The sequence below is a fragment of the Sphingobacterium griseoflavum genome (assembly GCF_014653155.1).
Classification (GTDB): domain Bacteria; phylum Bacteroidota; class Bacteroidia; order Sphingobacteriales; family Sphingobacteriaceae; genus Sphingobacterium; species Sphingobacterium griseoflavum.
The window spans coordinates 329,831-345,350 of sequence record NZ_BNAF01000004.1; the positions used below are offsets into that span (position 1 = coordinate 329,831).

Here is a 15,520-nt window from a genome sequence, read left to right on the forward strand (position 1 = left end):
AACATTTTAGTAAACAAAATGTGACATAAAGTCTCCCCTTGCTTTGGAGTTTTTATGTTGGTTGTTTATGACTAACGTGTAATGGGAGACCTTTCGGTTTTCTGTAGCTTATTACCATTTTTATAAAGCCGCTAACGAATTTAAACACTATGAAATTACCTCTTACATTAACCCATTTTACCTCGTTTTTGCTAATTTTTTTTAGCTATTGCGTGGTCGCACAGCAATCAAAACCTGTTGCCAAGACTATTTTAAATACGAAAGCTAACGGATTTAAAGGTATCTGGTATATGATCCAGCCAACGGGAAATGAATACGCATTTAAGTACAGTGGTGGTCTAGGAACTTATCCTGCTAATCACAGGCCGTTTGCGATATACGTTAAAGAGGCTAACAAGACATTCTTCTGTTATGGAGGTACGGACGAGAACAATAGTACGCTGCTGCACAGCGTGTCCTATTATGACCATCGTACAAAGAAAGTCGCCAATCCGACTATCGTGCTTGACAAGAAGACCGTTGATGCACATGACAATCCAGTAATATCCATCGATGCGGAGGGATACGTATGGATATTTTCTACCTCGCATGGTGTGGAGAGGCCCTCTTACATCTCCCGCTCGAAAAGACCATATGACATCGAGGAGTTCGAGCTGGTCGAGGCGACGGAACTGGTCGGAGGCGTTAAAAAGCCATTTACCAATTTCTCCTATTTTCAGGTGTATCATGATAAAAATAAGGGCTTCCTAGCGCTTTTTTCTAGGTACGATGCCAAACACCGCCGCGTAATCGGTTACAATACCAGTAAAGATGGCAAAAATTGGGATGAGTGGAAGGTATTGGCAAATATTGAAGGCGGGCACTACCAAGTGAGCGCGTTGGCAGGCAATAAGATTGGTGTCGCTTTTGATTTTCATCCTAATGGTAAGGGGCTCGACTACCGAACTAATCTCTATTATTTGGAGAGCTCGGACTGGGGACAGTCTTGGCACACCGTAGACCAACAATTGCTGGACGGCCCGTTGACCGAGCGCGAGAATATTGCGCTCGTGCAGGATTTTACGACCGATAAGCTCAACAACTACCTGTTGGACATCAATTTCGATGAAAAGGGCAATCCGTTGATTCTCTCGGTTACCAGCAAAGGTCCGCAGCCTGGTCCGCAGAACGGAACACGGGACTGGCACCTGTTTCATTTGGAACAGAAATCTCGTAAGTGGATTAATACTGTAGTTACCTCTTCGGACAGCAATTACGATATGGGCTCCATCTATAACGAAGGCAACGGTAAGTTGCGCATCATTGGACCAACAGAAACCGGTCCGCAGGCGTTCAACCCCGGAGGAGAGATTGCCGCCTGGGTTAGCAAGGATGCTGGTAGCCGTTGGACCCGTGAAAAGCTATTGACAAGGAAAAGTGCGCGTAACCACAGCTACGTTCGACGGCCAAACAATGCCAGCGGAGACTTCTACGGCCTATGGGCAGATGGGGATGGTCGGAAGGAGTCGAAATCCTACATCTATTTTACCAACAGGAAGGGCGAAGTTTTCAGGCTTCCAAGTAGCGGGACTACAGAATTCCTAACCCCCGAAAAGTTGAGGTAGCTGGCGTTAACATTTAGGCAATACCAAAATAAATAAACCATGAAAAAATTACATCTTTTAATACTCTTTTTTATAGCGATGATCTTGCCTACTGAGCTGGTTCATGCGCAGGAAAAATTCAGCATAGAGAGGGCGGACGCCTGTTTACAGCTGGCCGTAGAACAGATTAAAGTGCTCGCGGATCGCTCAGCTGATGGAATGCTGCCCAAAACTTTTGATAAGGGCAAGAATTTCGATTCGGAATCGGGCTGGTGGACATCGGGCTTCTATCCCGGAACCCTTCTCTATTTATACGAATATTCCGGAGAGCAGTCATTGCTTCGCATGGCCAAGCAAAAACTGCTGCTGCTCGAAAAGGAGAAGTATAATACGACCACACACGATCTGGGCTTTATGCTATACTGCAGCTTTGGCAATGCAATGCGGATCACGGGCGATACGGCGGCGTATAGGGAGATCCTTCTGAAGGGCGCGGAATCTTTGGCCACGCGTTATAGTCCTATCACCAAGGCTATACGCTCTTGGGACTTCGATAACTTCCCGGTGATCATTGACAATATGATGAACCTTGAATTTCTGAACAGTGCTTCCCGGTTAAGCGGTGATAAGCGCTTTGCCGACATTTCCGTTATGCACGCCAATACCACCATGCGGAACCACTACCGGAGAGATTATAGCTGTTACCATGTGGTAGATTATGATCCCAAAACAGGAAATGTAATAAAGAAAAAAACAAATCAAGGGGCCTTTGATGAGTCGGCATGGGCACGCGGGCAGGCATGGGGTCTGTATGGATATACGATGATGTATAGAGATACGGGCGATAGGAAGTATCTGGCATTCGCCAAAAAGATCGCTAGCTATATGCTTAAGCATCCCAATATGCCAAAAGACTTGATCACTTATTGGGATTACGATGCGCCGGATCTTCCTGCTGATAGTAAATATGGGAAATATGCTGATTACCGAGATGCCTCAACAGCTTCATTGACCGCCTCGGCGCTACTCGAACTGTCGACAATGGTGAAAGGCAAGCTCTCTCGGTACTACAGGGAAACGGCCGAGCAAATTCTGTATAACTTGTCTACCGACCGCTACACAGCAAAGCATGGCACCAACGGAGGTTTTCTGCTAAAACATAGTGTCGGTTCTATACCGCATAATAGTGAAGTGGACGTTCCGCTGACCTACGCAGATTATTACTATGTCGAGGCTTTGATGCGTTATAAAGACTACTACCATGCATTAAAATGAGACTGTTATGCAAGTCAAATACCAGTCTGCTTTGGGGTTGGCATCCGCCCGTGCGGCTGTCGGACTTGCCCGATAATTTACCTGTGGATAGATTGCTTCGCGCGTCCTTCGCGTGCTAAGCTCATGAGGGTAATTTAAATCGAGAACACGATCTGATGAACCGTAAGGAGAATGAACAAAAAAAATTATGAAAAAATACCTAACGAAAACATTGCTTTTGTGCAGCCTTGGGCTGGGTATCAAAGCGCAGGACTTGCCTGTTCCTAATAAAATACAGCTGGAGTGGCAAAAATTGGAAACTACGGCTTTTATACATTTTACTGTAAACACGTATACCGGAAAAGAGTGGGGAGACGGGACTGAAGACCCTGCTATCTTCAATCCTGTGGGTTTTGATGCCGATAAAATGATCAGGGTCTTGAAAGAGACAGGTTTCAAGATGGCAATTATTACGGCAAAACATCACGATGGTTTTTGTCTTTGGCCAACGGCTTATACTGATCATTCGGTGAAAAAAAGCCCATGGAAGAGCGGTCAAGGCGATGTCGTAAGGGAGATCGAGCAGGCCTGCCGCACTTATGGTTTACAATTTGGATTTTACCTATCTCCATGGGACCAAAACCATCCTACATATGGTACCCCTGCGTACAATTCCTTTTACAAAAACCAGCTCAGGGAGCTTTTGACCAACTATGGTGAAATTGCCGAGGTATGGTTCGACGGCGCCAAAGATAAGAAGGCGGTAGATATGGAATACGATTTCGTGGACTATTGGGCGCTGGTACGCGAACTGCAGCCCAACGCTGTCATGTTTTCAGACGTGGGCCCAGACGTCAGATGGGTAGGCAACGAAAAAGGGATAGCTGGGGAGACGATGTGGTCAACAATAAATATCAAACCGGAGAATGCGCCGGGAAAGATGTCGCCCGCATACCTGAATGTCGGAGATCCCAGTGGCGGACTATGGATCCCCACTGAAACGGATGTTTCAATTCGTCCAGGGTGGTTCTACCATAGCGAAGAGGATGAGCTGGTGCGCTCCCCACAAAATTTGGTAGACCTTTACTACAGTTCGGTAGGCCGTAACAGCTTGTTGTTGCTCAACATACCGCCAAACAAAAGGGGCACCTTTTCCGAAAAGGATGTGGCCAATCTATATGCTTATCGCGCCATACTGGATGAAACCTTCAAAACCGATCTCGCCAGCGGGAAAGTCGACCGCGCACTGAGCGATAGGCATCTGAATAGCTATGTCGTGCTGAGCGAGGGCATTGCTTTTGAAATGGATTTGAAACAGGACGTTTCTTTTGATCGGATCCTTTTGCAAGAGAATATAGCCCAAGGACAGCGCAGTGTGGACGGGCATATCGAATATTGGGACGGTAGCACTTGGCGACAGCTGACGAAATTCACCACGATAGGATACAAGCGTTTATTAAAAGTGCCGCTCACCAATACCCGTAAGATTAGATTAACGATCAATAAAGCGCTGCAACCCGTTCAGCTTGCTGAAATGGGACTGTTTAAAGCTTCTCCAAGGGAGTAGCATCCCTAGTGGGAACAAACTAATAATCCAACATAAACCAATTCAATAAACATATGATGTATACAACAACGAAGCTTTGGCTCGGTAAGCTGGGGGCTGGTTCGTGGCTTATCTTCCACAGTATCGGTCTGATCGCTCATGAAAGCAATGCTCTAGCACCGGGCATCGAGAGCAATGTGCGCGGAAAGACCCACGACATTTTGAATACAGCGTGCGTTCATCTGTACGATCAACAGACCATACGTATCCGAGGACGTGTCACGGATGATGCGGGCAATGCACTGTCCGGTGTAGGCATACGCCTTCGAGGGGGCAATGTAACGGCGGTAAGTGATGTCGATGGAAATTTTGTCATCGAGGTGCCCAACAAAATAGGAACGCTAGATTTTACTTCGATCGGCTTTTTAGATTTAGCTCAGCCTTTTGGCGAAGGACAGACAGTGCTAAACGTTACCCTGTATCCCGATGTCTCGGCCATTGATGAGGTCGTCGTGGTCGGCTATGGCACACAAAAGAAGGTCAATCTGACTGGTGCCGTCGCAAGTGTGACTTTCGATGAGAAGGTCAACAGCCGGGCGATATCCAACGTCTCTACCGCCTTGAACGGACTGCTCCCCGGACTGGCCGTCAACCAATCTAGTGGCATGGCGGGAAACAACAATTCGCGCTTGCTTGTTCGTGGCTTGGGTACAGTGAACGGCGATAGCGGTCCATTGATTGTGGTAGACGGCATGCCCGACGTGAATATCAACAGGTTGAATATGCAGGACATCGAAAGCGTCTCGGTGCTCAAGGACGCGGCCTCTTCATCGGTCTACGGATCGCGTGCCTCGAATGGTGTTATCCTGATCACGACGAAATCTGGTGCCGGAAAAAAGCCTACGCTAACTTTCAATATGAGCTTGGCCACGCAAAAGCCGACGAACGCTATTGGATTTATGGCCGATTATCCTCGCTCGCTAATGGTGTTTCGCAACGCGGAGTCCATGCGCAATTCTTACAACAATGCCAGGTATCGTTATGGTACTATCGAGGAGTGGATGGCCCTAGGCATGATCGACCCGCTCAATTATCCCAACACAGACTGGTTCGACCTTGTCATTAGGGATGGCGTGCAGCAGAATTACAATATTTCCGCCAATGGGGGCAACGATGTCTCGAACTTCTATATTTCTGCAGGCGTGCTGGATGAACGTGGTCTACAGGTAGGCAATGATTTCAAACGATACAATGCGCGTGTAAACTATGACTACAAGATCCGTAAAAATATCAACCTGGGAGCGAAGATCAATGGAGACTGGTCCGACTACAAATTTCCGATCGATGCTGGTTTCACCGGAGGGAGTAGGGGCACTGGCGGATATGACCTACGCTTTGCCGTAGCGGGTATCACACCATACGACCCAGTAACCGGATATTATGGAGGAGCCATGGCATATGGTGAAGATATTCAGGTTTTCAATCCGCTTTCCGTTTATAACAATGAGATTTCAAAGAGAAACCAAAAGCAATTCAATGGCGTTTTCTTCGTGAACTGGGAGCCTGTCGAGGGCTTAAAGGGAAGTATCGATTACTCCCTGAATTATGGAGATCAATTTACCGTGAAAGCAGATATCCCCAATCAGGCCTATAATTTTCAGCAAAATAGGATGACCGGGCGTTACTATGTACTCGATAATGCTGGGGTAGAGAATACAACCTCCAGCAATTACAAGACCATGGCCAGTGCAAGGATAAGCTACAATAAGGAGATTACGCCCGACCATGAGATGACCATTCTTGGTGTCTACAGTGAGGAGTTTTGGCACACGCGCAATCAGTTTGGCTCTCGCCTCGACCGTTTGCACCCTTCCTTGGAGGAGTTGAACGCGGCGCTGCCAACCACACAAGTTGCTACGGGCAGCTCATCAAAAGAAGGCCTTCGTTCGTATATAGGACGCCTAAACTACAGTGCTTTTCAGAAATATCTATTAGAGGCAAATTTTAGGTATGATGGCTCTTCGAAGTTTTATCCGGGGCATCAGTGGGGCTTTTTTCCTTCGGCATCTGTTGGCTGGCGTTTTACTGAAGAGAGTTTCCTTCAGGCGCTCAAAAATATCGGCATCGAGAGCGGAAAGCTTCGTGGAAGTTATGGAAGCTTGGGGAACAACAATATTGTCACCAATCTGTACGAACAACGCGAAGTCCTGACGCAGTACAACTACCTATTGAATACCACGGGGTCGGCAACGATATACAGGGGGTTCGGAAACGACCGTCTAATAAATCGCGCTTTTAGCTGGGAGAAAACCAACGTATTCAACATCGGCTTGGACTTCGTGGTACTCAACAATCGGCTGTCTGCAGAGTTCGACTATTATGACCGAGTGACAAAGGGCATGGCCGAGAATTTCGACATTTCCATGCATATTTCTGGTATGTATAGGGCGCCCCGCCATAATATCGGACAGATGCGGAACAAGGGGATCGAAGGAAATCTGACTTGGACAGAAAAGAAGGGGGATTTTTCTTATAGGTTGAACCTAAATGCCTCCTACAACCGAAATAGGCTAGAGAATTGGGGACAACAGCTTTTACGTGGCCAAACCTTCATCGATATGCCATATGGCTTCCTCTACAGTTATGAAGATATCGGAATCGCTAAAGATTGGCAGGATGTATATAACGCCACTCCGCAAGATATTGCCCCGGGCGACCTCATCCGCTTGGATCTGAATGGTGACGGTCGTATCGATGGAAATGATCAAAAAGCTTATCCTAATGTCCAGCGCAGTATGCCCCATACCAATTTTGCGTTGAACGCGAGCTTCAGCTACAAGGGCTTTGATCTGAATTTTCAGTTACAGGGAGCAGCCGGCAGGAAGGATTTTTGGCTGACGCAGTATAATGTGCTGGACATCGGTCCGCGTTATGCTGCTTCTTGGGATCATTGGGAAAAGCCTTGGAGCGTAGAGAATAGGGATGGTGAGTGGCCGCGACTCAACGGAGCGGGATCGAATGTGAGCACCACGAGCTTTTGGCTGGACAATCTAAGCTACTTGCGGGTTCGGAATGTGCAGGTAGGATACAACGTTTCGCCCGCTCTGCTGAGTCGTGCGAAGTTGAACAGCTTCAGAATATTCCTCTCTGCGGAGAATCTACACACATTTACCTCGTACCGTGGATTGGACCCAGAGTCCACAGGTAGCATGAACGATGTGTACCCCTTGGTCAAAGCATTTTCACTTGGCTTAAATATTAACCTTTAAAAACGATAGATATGAAAACTATATATAGTGTGGTTGTTCGGTTATTTATTGCTGTACCCGTGTTCTTCGGCTCCTGTAGGAAGGACCTACTAGACCAGCAGGCAACTACAGAGCTGGACGCAAAGGTGTTTTGGCAGAACGAAGCCGACGCTACTAGCGGTTTGATGGGCATGTATGCCAATATAAAACCGCTATTTAACAAGGATTATTTTTATGATGGGATGGGAGAGTATGTGCGTACGAGGTCGGTAAGCAGTCTTTCCTCTGGAACATTTACGGCCGGACTGGCCTATTACACTGGAAATGCTAATGGCCACTATAATCCGCATGGATATGGCTCTGCATTTGATAACATGTACCGGTTTCTTTTCGGTGGAGTAAATAGGGCCAATTACGTTATTGATAATGTTACCAAGATGCTACCTCGTTATCCCGCATCGGTGGAAAACCTGGAGATTATCATTGCGGAAGCAAAGATGATGAAAGCACTGGTTTACTTCAGGCTTATCAGTATGTGGGGTGATGTTCCCTACCTTGATGAAACGATAACCGATAATGCGCAGGTCGCTGAGATTGCTAGAACGCCGATTGAAGAAATCAAGAACCGTATCTTGGCTGATCTAGACTATGCCATCGAGAAGCTTCCCATCACCCCATTGCAGCCCGACCGCATGAGCCGTCCTGCAGCCTTGGCGCTACGTGGAAAGGTCAATTTATTTTGGGGCAGCTGGAATAAACATGGTTGGCCCGAATTAGATACTTTCGAGCCCAGCAGCTCCAAAGCAGAGGCGGCATTCCGCGCGGCAGCAGTAGATTTCAAGCGGGTTATTACGGAGTTCGGACTCACCTTGTTCCGTAACGGAGAGCCGGGGGAAACAGATGCTTTGGGCAAAGCGGATAAGCTTCCAAATTATTATTACTTGTTCCTACCAACCGCCAACAATGCCAATGAGAACCTGATCGGCTTTACACATGGTGGAATCGGCTCGGGGCTGAGCGAAAAGATGATGCGCGATTTTGGTAACAGAGACACCGAGAACGCTGAAGTAAACATATCTCCATCTTACTGGATTGCCGATCGTTATCAGTCAACGATCACCGGAGACTTTCTTCCAGAGATGGTACGGCTCAATCCGAATAACGTGCCTGACGCACGCACAAGAACAAATTCGGCGCTAAACCCACAGAGCTACGCCAATCGTGATTATCGCATGAAGGCCACCATTGTTTGGGAGTACGAAGTGATGCAGGGAATGACGGCATTGCAGTCCACCCGTTTTTTTCCAATGGTGTATCAAAATCAGGGAGGGGTGGTAAATATTGGCGGTCAGCAATTTACGACCATCCGTTACAACTCGGGCACAAATTCAGGTTTGCTGTTCCGGAAATTTGTGCGCAACTACCCGGGACAGGGGCGTGAAGAAGGGAACTATACTTGGCCGGTCATCAGGCTTGCCGATGTTTACCTGATGTATGCCGAAGCATCCAATGAGGCTTATGGGCCACAGCCCGACGCTGTGGATCTTGTAAATAAGATTCGCGCAAGGGGAAACCTGCCCGGACTCAAACCGGAAAAATATGCCGATAGAACAACGTTTTTTGATGCCATCGAGCAGGAGCGGATCATTGAGCTTGTTGGTGAAGGGCACCGTTTTTTTGATATCCGCCGGTGGCGCAAGATCGAGGCGTTCTGGGGAGAGCCTTATGGTCCTGGACGTACGACGACCAACAGCTGGGGAAACAGCGTGACCACCTATTTCCAAAATGCTAGCGAGCGCGTCTATCAGCAGTGCTATATTCTGCGCATACCGGAGTCCGAGCGTGACCGTAATCCCAATCTGACACAAAATTGGCCATTTTTATAGCATAATATGATCACCTTAATATTGACAATCATGAGAAAATATCAATACACCTTCTTGCTAATTTTGACATCGATCTTCCTTACGAAATGTAGTGAAGAATACCCGATAGATGAAGATGGCTTATTAATCACAACCCGCACCAGCGCTTATGTTGGCAGCTTCGAGATCCTTGGCTCAGATTTCCAGACCGTCAGGACAAAAGTTGCCGTGGTGGATACCGTGGCACAGACTATAGACGTAGAAGTACATTTCGGCACCGATCTAAGCCGACTTTACCCGCAGTTTTCGCTGGTGACCGATGCCAAATTAGAGCCGAAGATTACCGGATTCGTCGACTTTTCCAATCTCGCCTCGCCGCTGCAGTGGACCGTCATTTCGGGAAATCGGAAGATTCGCAAGACCTACACGGTAAACCTTACCGTACAGCAACCGACACCTTAATATCTAATTTAAAGATTACTAATTATGATGAAAATATTATCTTATAGAACTGCAGTAATAGCACTAGTGGTGTTATACATAACGGGATGTAAGCAGGAAGAGTATCAGGTACCGGTACCGGAAAGTGGGTTGCAGAACGACTGTATAAAGAAGTCAAACGGCCCAAATATGCCGGGTGTGGATATGGAGTTTATGTATGCCATTGCCATTCAGAAAAGTGAAGGGAAGCTTGTTTCTGCCCAAGTGGAGGCATCTATTGCCGGGGCTTCGGAAACCTATATAGACCGTCACTCGTACCATACGGACGATAACGGGCAGGACGTCGGAGTCATCGTCACGGAACCATCCACGAACGAAGGGCTGACGACTAAGGTTAATTTCAGTTTAGATACCAATGCAGCTACGCTGAGATTCTTTTACAGACCTTCCTTAGCGTCTGTGGATCAAGAGGTGTCTTTTGTCTTTTCGGCAACCAGCAGCAACGGACAAACCGTATCCTATAACATGGGGCCCTACAAAATACGCCGCATGGAAAGGGCCTTGAACATCAGTGTTGCCGATGGTCAGCAAAGTTTTATTTCTATTGAAGATATGAAAGCGTACAATGCTACGGACGCGAGTTCCCGTTCCGAGGCGATAGATCTGGTTTATCTCCACAGGACCATTCCCGGCATTACCTTTGGTCATGCTTTGATCGCTCCGGCTGCCGACGCAATCTACCGTCCAGGGCTCATCTTACCTGCTGGTGTTCGACGTGATGCCAAGATTCTTAAGGCTTGGAACATTCGCGATATCCAGCTGGAGCCCAACGTGACGGGCAACAATACGTTTGTTTATCTGGATGATGAAGATTTTAAAAGTATCGATCTTCAAGCTGCACCGAATTACGCGATAAACATGAAAGCGCAATCTGGCGTTTGGATAGAGACTACAGATCGTAAGTACAGAGCTTTTGTTTACCTAAATTCAGTGAATGATGCCGGGAAAAGTGCGGTGCTAAGTATCAAACGCTATAGGATGTAGCCCTTTCTTGCGATGAACAGAATGAGTTCGCTATCGCCGCTGTAATTAGTTGTTATACCTGCTGCTCCTTGCGGAGCAGCAGGTATTGACGACCGCTTCCAAGCAACAGAAGAACCTCCTATTGGCGCATGGAGATAAAAACTTAGCAAGGCTCTTGTAAAAATGCTAATTTATTATTTTGCACTGTTCACCTTTTGGTACATTGAGGATCATCTCATATTTATCAGCCAGTTGATCGACCGGCGGGTTAATCAACTTGTTCCCGTATGTGTTAGTTTGATCCGAAACACCGATAACGCCATACTTTTTCCGGTATTTCTCTTGCAAAAATACTCCCAATTTCTTTGGCCCCTTAAAAAAGGGATCTTTTTCAAGATGAAAATTAGCTGCCCAAATCAAGACTTTCGATTTTTCATCAATATGGGTAATCAAATTTTCATACATCATAGAATCCCTAGGAAACATCGGATTATCCCATAACGTGGTAAACTGTTCAAGTTCACGGAACAAGATGAGATTTGCATCGTTTTCCATTTCTTTCTTTAAATCTTTTACATTTCTTTGGGCATGTTGTAAACGCTTTAGCCATGTTTGAGAGGTTATAATCATCACATTACTATCGATGATAGCACGCATTGAACTATCCAGTAACGCTTTAGTTTGGTTGATCCTATCGGCTTGATGCTCTGAAGCATGCGTCTTTAATTTCTCAAGTGGTAAGGAATAATTTTGAAAATCCATACCCACCAACTGTATTGTTTTGCTATGACTATGGTTGTAATCGCTAAGCCATTCAATAAATTCTACAATTTCTGAACAATTAAAAAGACCTGCTCCTTGTAAGCTATATGGCTCGTTAAGCGCAGCCAATGTTCGTGCTAAATTAATTGTACGGTTTCCATTGATATAATCATTTAAAAGAGCAGTTGCGTTCATAGATGCTTCAAGAACAATAACATCTATTGCTTTATTACGAATCAAATGTTTAATCACTTCAACTTTTGCTTGGTAATATCCTTTGTAAAAATGTTCAGCTTCGCCCAATCCAATTATGGCGTGACGTTCTGTTTTATCTAGTATCTTATCATAATCCTCTTTAGAAAATGTCTGAGCAATACAGATTCCAAATTGAAGAAGCAGGATGAATGTTGATAAAGCTGTTGTAAAAAATTTCATTGGTATATTTAAATAGTTTGATTATATGATAGAAAAAGGTTTATTTTTCCATAAAATTTTTGGACAAAGCTCCCAGATCGGTTATGTGGAAAGATACCATCAATCTATAAAAGCTAGTGATGCCGGAAAAGTGTTCAAAAAAATATAATTAGATATCCAATACTTTAAATGCAATATAATGGTCTTAGAAGTCGCAGTACTAAATGTTAAAAGCGGTAAATCGGAAGAATTTGAACTTGATTTTGAAAAGGCAGTCGCTTACATATCTGCTATCGATGGTTATCTGAACCATTCGCTTAAAAAATGTTTAGAAATTGAAAATCAATACATTCTATTGGTTGAGTGGGTTTCGATAGAAGCACACGAAATTGGATTTCGTAGGTCGCCACAATACCAAGCGTGGAAATCTTTGCTCCACCATTATTATGACCCATTTCCTCAAGTTCTACACTACGAAAGTGTTTAAAATGTAACTTTCATAAGGTTTAAAAGATGAACATACATGGGCGGAAATGGAACTAGATCGTCGACATCGCGTAACTAGTTTTGAAAATTATTAACGTGCTTCATAAATCATACGGTATTACTACCTGCTTGTTTCCGGCCTATTTCAAGGGGGTAGGGAAGACTTCCTATCTATTTTTTTTATTTTTTGTAACCTTTTGCCACATTGATGAATCATATCGACAAAAAATGATATGGAAAAACTCATGATGTTCATTGCGCTGGTATTTATTCTTTTGTTGTTTGGCTTTCTAACCTGGTATTTCGCACATAAAGCGAGACATAAGGAAAAGATCCTCTTAATTGAAAAAGGTCTTTATACAGAAAAAGATAAAGCGAAGCGGAGCATGCCTTGGTTAAAAATTGGGATAGTCGTATTCGGCTTAGGTTGTGGTTTACTTTTTATTGGGCTTTTAGCAAAGAATGGCCTGCTCAAAGGTCCAGGTTCTATTCCGATCGGAATTTTGAGCATTAGCGGCGCTCTATCATTAATTGTTGCTCATTATGTCCAAAGAAAGTAATCCATAGCGTGGTGGAGGAAATCTATATAAAAAAAATTTGTGAAGGAAACGCTGATGCCTTTAAATATATAATTACAACTTATAAAGATATGGCATTTTCCATAGCGAGTTCAATTCTCAAAGATCAATTTTCGGCGGAGGAAGTTGTGCAGTGTGCCTTTATAAAAGCGTATAAAAATATTAAAACTTTCAAGCATAATTCGAAATTCAGCACGTGGTTTTACCGTATTGTAGTGAATGAGGCGTTCATGTATCTTAAGAAAAAGAAGAAGTACATCAATATAACTTACGAAGAATTGGATACGGAGGTACTGGACGAAGACCAGTTTAACGCTATTAAGCAAGAAGAGCAAAATCTTCTGATTCAGGAGGGATTGAATCGGCTAAATGCAAATGAAAGTTTAGCACTGCGCTTATTCTATTTAGATGAACAGCATATTAAAGAGATAGTAGTGATCACGGGATGGTCTGAATCTAATGTGAAAACCCTTCTGCATAGGGGGCGCAAGAATATGCTGGCTATTCTCGGGCATTTAATGAAAACTAACTTTTAGAAACTATGGACAAAGAACGTACAGGTGATATCTTTTTTTCCCGTATCATGGCCAAGGGGAAATTGACTATTCCTAATGATCATTTTGAAAACGAACTATTAAATAGGATTAAACATGAGAATTGGAAAAACAAATGTTTTGCTAAACATCGTATTCTCAGCATCCTATGTTTCGTTGCTTGTATTTCCATAGGCAGTTGGAAGTTCGACTTGCTCATGGAATCCTTACAATACACATTCAACATCCCATTTTCCAGTATTGTATTAACAGCGCAAATATTTTTTGTTGTATTTATTTTATTTCAGATAAATAGCATTTTGACATTAATTTTTAAACACTAAAGCTTTATGAAAAATCTAATCATCTTAACCATGATACTTCACTGTATTATGGGTGGGAAGATCTTTGCCCAAATGTTAACGGTTGAAGGTAAGATCGATTCCTCCGACTCTTTAATGATTCTTTTTGGAGATGGGATCATGATCGACACCCTAATGTGTACCAATGGGGAATTTCAATTTAAGAGAGACATGCAGCACCCGGAACTTTTAACGATTGTCGCAATCAAAATTAAATCAAATGAATATGCCAAAAGGGATTTTTTTACTGGTGCAGGGAAGGTGCGCCTGGACTCCAAATTCCATGAAGTAAACGGCACAAACATGGAGATGACAGATACAAGGGCTCAGATCCTATATGACGAATTCAGGAATCGTTTTAACCCTCTCGTTAAAGCGGCCAGAAGTATCATTGATTCAAGCTATGTGGAAGGACGAACGGAAGAAGAACGAAAAATTTACAACAATCTGTATAGTAGGGTTTTAGATATCGAAAAAGAAGTTGCTAAAGAATTTGTCTATGCGAATACGGATAACATAGTCGGAGCATTTATATTGGCAAATTACTTACGAGACATAGATACTGAAGAAATAGCGGATATCATGCAGCTTTTTAATGATGATTTATTGAACACCAAATACCTGACCAAGGTTTCTCAGCGCCTAAAAATGAAAGGATATTTAAAAGAAGGTCAGCTTGCACCTGATTTTAATTTAAAAGATCTTACGGGGCAGTCAATCCACCTTAAAGATCTGTTAAGTAAATATGTGGTCCTGGATTTTTGGGGCTCATGGTGTGCCCCCTGCATTGCCGGAATGCCAAAAATGAAACGATACGTTCGTAAATATGGCAGCCATATCAATTTTATTGGAATTGCATGTAATGATACAGAAGCAAACTGGAGATCCGCAATACGAGAAAATAAGCTAAACTGGCCGCAATATCTAAACAATGCGCAAGAACGTGATCTAATGCATAAATTTCAGATAACTGCCTTTCCTACAAAAATTGTTATTGCTCCAGACGGAAACATATTGAAAATATGTACAGGTGAAACGGATGACTTCTATAACTATCTTGACCAACTACTTTCAAATATTGAATAATTAAGGCATCCATCATATGAAGCTATGTTGATACTATGGATCATCCTTGTGGAATTGTGAGCTTGGATGGGATTGATGGTGGCCACAAAAAACCGGTAAATTCAAGAGGCCGCGATCTGAAATCAATTTGGTGGGAATTTCCAAGGTTTTATACAAATCATCTGCAATTTTCTATTTCTGCGTATATTAGAGGGTTTTAATGGAATACTCGTTATTAGATCGGTAGCGTGTGCTTCTAAATGCTAGCATGATTTGTTGGTAACATGCAAAAGAGGCCGTCTCATAAGGATAGCCTCTTTTTTTATTTGGTTGAATTTTCGTACTTTAAAGTCATGGGAA

Annotated in this window: 12 protein-coding genes; 11 read left to right on the forward strand and 1 reads right to left on the reverse strand. The window is 44.1% G+C overall.

Annotated elements, in window-relative coordinates; all coding sequences use genetic code 11:
- Positions 1–149 precede the first annotated feature (149 nt).
- From IE165_RS07290 to IE165_RS07320, 7 genes are all read left to right on the forward strand, one after another.
- Positions 150–1,604 carry a BNR-4 repeat-containing protein gene (locus IE165_RS07290; protein WP_189625941.1) on the forward strand — a complete coding sequence of 485 codons (1,455 nt, stop codon included), beginning with the start codon at positions 150–152 and terminating at the stop codon, positions 1,602–1,604.
- A gap of 39 nt (positions 1,605–1,643) precedes the next feature.
- Entirely contained in the window at positions 1,644–2,858 is a 1,215-nt protein-coding gene (locus IE165_RS07295; protein ID WP_189625942.1) for a YyaL domain-containing protein, read from the forward strand.
- Positions 2,859–3,045: 187 nt separating this feature from the next.
- Positions 3,046–4,404, forward strand: coding sequence for an alpha-L-fucosidase (locus IE165_RS07300; protein WP_189625943.1), 1,359 nt, complete (start codon positions 3,046–3,048; stop codon positions 4,402–4,404).
- 53 nt (positions 4,405–4,457) lie between these two features.
- On the forward strand, positions 4,458–7,652 hold the full coding sequence (locus IE165_RS07305; protein ID WP_189625944.1) for a SusC/RagA family TonB-linked outer membrane protein: 3,195 nt from the start codon (positions 4,458–4,460) through the stop codon (positions 7,650–7,652).
- Positions 7,653–7,663: 11 nt separating this feature from the next.
- Complete coding sequence (locus IE165_RS07310; RefSeq protein WP_189625945.1) at positions 7,664–9,517, forward strand: RagB/SusD family nutrient uptake outer membrane protein; 1,854 nt, start codon at positions 7,664–7,666, stop codon at positions 9,515–9,517.
- A 30-nt stretch (positions 9,518–9,547) separates the two neighbouring features.
- Positions 9,548–9,958 carry an SGBP N-terminal domain-containing protein gene (locus IE165_RS07315; RefSeq protein WP_189625946.1) on the forward strand — a complete coding sequence of 137 codons (411 nt, stop codon included), beginning with the start codon at positions 9,548–9,550 and terminating at the stop codon, positions 9,956–9,958.
- Positions 9,959–9,982: 24 nt separating this feature from the next.
- The gene (locus tag IE165_RS07320; protein ID WP_189625947.1) at positions 9,983–10,981 is read left to right on the forward strand and encodes a DUF4466 family protein; all 999 of its coding nucleotides are present in this window, start codon (positions 9,983–9,985) and stop codon (positions 10,979–10,981) included.
- 165 nt (positions 10,982–11,146) lie between these two features.
- On the opposite strand, the gene IE165_RS07325 is transcribed toward IE165_RS07320, so the two are convergent.
- Positions 11,147–12,157: an erythromycin esterase family protein gene (locus tag IE165_RS07325; RefSeq protein WP_189625948.1), complete on the reverse strand. Its 1,011-nt coding sequence runs from the start codon at positions 12,155–12,157 to the stop codon at positions 11,147–11,149.
- 178 nt (positions 12,158–12,335) lie between these two features.
- Between IE165_RS07325 and IE165_RS07330 the strand changes: the two genes are divergently transcribed.
- From IE165_RS07330 to IE165_RS07345, 4 genes are all read left to right on the forward strand, one after another.
- On the forward strand, positions 12,336–12,623 hold the full coding sequence (locus IE165_RS07330) for an antibiotic biosynthesis monooxygenase family protein (RefSeq protein ID WP_189625949.1): 288 nt from the start codon (positions 12,336–12,338) through the stop codon (positions 12,621–12,623).
- 232 nt (positions 12,624–12,855) lie between these two features.
- On the forward strand, positions 12,856–13,182 hold the full coding sequence (locus IE165_RS07335) for a DUF6249 domain-containing protein (protein WP_189625950.1): 327 nt from the start codon (positions 12,856–12,858) through the stop codon (positions 13,180–13,182).
- A gap of 11 nt (positions 13,183–13,193) precedes the next feature.
- Positions 13,194–13,736 carry an RNA polymerase sigma factor gene (locus IE165_RS07340; RefSeq protein ID WP_189625951.1) on the forward strand — a complete coding sequence of 181 codons (543 nt, stop codon included), beginning with the start codon at positions 13,194–13,196 and terminating at the stop codon, positions 13,734–13,736.
- A 347-nt stretch (positions 13,737–14,083) separates the two neighbouring features.
- Entirely contained in the window at positions 14,084–15,181 is a 1,098-nt protein-coding gene (locus tag IE165_RS07345) for a TlpA disulfide reductase family protein (RefSeq protein WP_189625952.1), read from the forward strand.
- Positions 15,182–15,520 lie beyond the last annotated feature (339 nt).

Excerpts from the sequence above, each read along its gene's own strand:
- IE165_RS07330 (WP_189625949.1), top strand. The coding sequence starts at position 12,336 with ATGGTCTTAGAAGTCGCAGTACTAAATGTTAAAAGCGGTAAATCGGAA.
- IE165_RS07345 (WP_189625952.1), top strand. The coding sequence starts at position 14,084 with ATGAAAAATCTAATCATCTTAACCATGATACTTCACTGTATTATGGGT.
- IE165_RS07320 (WP_189625947.1), top strand. The coding sequence starts at position 9,983 with ATGATGAAAATATTATCTTATAGAACTGCAGTAATAGCACTAGTGGTG.
- IE165_RS07300 (WP_189625943.1), top strand. The coding sequence starts at position 3,046 with ATGAAAAAATACCTAACGAAAACATTGCTTTTGTGCAGCCTTGGGCTG.
- IE165_RS07290 (WP_189625941.1), top strand. The coding sequence starts at position 150 with ATGAAATTACCTCTTACATTAACCCATTTTACCTCGTTTTTGCTAATT.
- IE165_RS07315 (WP_189625946.1), top strand. The coding sequence starts at position 9,548 with ATGAGAAAATATCAATACACCTTCTTGCTAATTTTGACATCGATCTTC.
- IE165_RS07310 (WP_189625945.1), top strand. The coding sequence starts at position 7,664 with ATGAAAACTATATATAGTGTGGTTGTTCGGTTATTTATTGCTGTACCC.
- IE165_RS07305 (WP_189625944.1), top strand. The coding sequence starts at position 4,458 with ATGATGTATACAACAACGAAGCTTTGGCTCGGTAAGCTGGGGGCTGGT.
- IE165_RS07295 (WP_189625942.1), top strand. The coding sequence starts at position 1,644 with ATGAAAAAATTACATCTTTTAATACTCTTTTTTATAGCGATGATCTTG.
- IE165_RS07335 (WP_189625950.1), top strand. The coding sequence starts at position 12,856 with ATGGAAAAACTCATGATGTTCATTGCGCTGGTATTTATTCTTTTGTTG.
- IE165_RS07325 (WP_189625948.1), bottom strand. The coding sequence starts at position 12,157 with ATGAAATTTTTTACAACAGCTTTATCAACATTCATCCTGCTTCTTCAA.